Annotated in this window: 1 protein-coding gene; it reads left to right on the top strand. The window is 77.7% G+C overall.

Going from position 1 to position 822, the window contains the following annotated elements; genetic code table 11:
- The coding region (locus tag JS521_RS35935) for an outer membrane protein assembly factor BamB family protein (protein ID WP_239488309.1) at positions 1-822 on the top strand (822 nt) is incomplete at both ends.

The raw sequence follows: 822 nt of genomic DNA, 5'->3' as shown, positions 1-822 counted from the left end.
GGACCGCCCCGCCCGCCTCACGGTCGGCGTCGTGGGGGGCGGGGCCGGACGCGGAGGCGGGCGGGGCGAAGGCCGGGGGTGCCGTCGCTCCTTGGCGTACCGAGCTGCGGGCCGGCGGGAGCGGGACGCCCGTCTGTGCCGGTGCTGGGGCCGGGGGTGCGCTGTACTGCTCGGTGGCCGGGACCGGGGCGGTCAGGATCGACCCGGCGGACGGGCGCGTTGTGTGGACGGCCCGGTCCTCCGCGGCCGGGAGCGCCCATGCTCCGATCGTCTCGGGTGCGGTCGTGCTGGCCGGCGGCCCGGACGGGAAGCTGCGCGCGTACGACCCGGTGAAGGGGACGGCCGTCCGGGACACCTCGCTGTCCGCGGGGCCCGGGGCGGCGTTCCCGGCGGGTGACACGCTGCTGGCCGTCGCGGACGACGGGGCGGTGTCGGCGCTGGACGGGGCGAGCGGGGCGTCCCGCTGGAAGAAGCGGCTGGCGGGGCATGCGCGGCCGGACTTCGCGCTGTACGACGGTGGGTCCGGGCTTGCCTACGCCTTCGAGCACGCGCCCTCGGGTGCGTCGACGCTTGTCACGGCGGTGGACGCGGGGAGCGGGCGTGTCTCCTGGCAGCGGCGGCTGGACGGGGTGCTGACGCCGGTCGGTACGGCCGGGGCCGGGGAGCTGGTGCTGACGGCGATGGACGAGAACTCGGACACCGCCGAGCTGGTCCGGTACGCCCCGGCGTCCGGGGTCGCCGCCCGGATCGCGCTGCCCTTCACGTTGGACGGGCCGCAGGTGGCGATGGCGGTGGATGTCGCGTACCTGCTGGGGCGGGGCG

Source organism: Streptomyces durocortorensis (genome assembly GCF_016901035.1).
In the GTDB taxonomy this organism is placed as follows: domain Bacteria; phylum Actinomycetota; class Actinomycetes; order Streptomycetales; family Streptomycetaceae; genus Streptomyces; species Streptomyces durocortorensis.
Note: the sequence above shows the minus strand (reverse complement) of the source record. Positions and strands in the feature narration are given on the sequence as shown.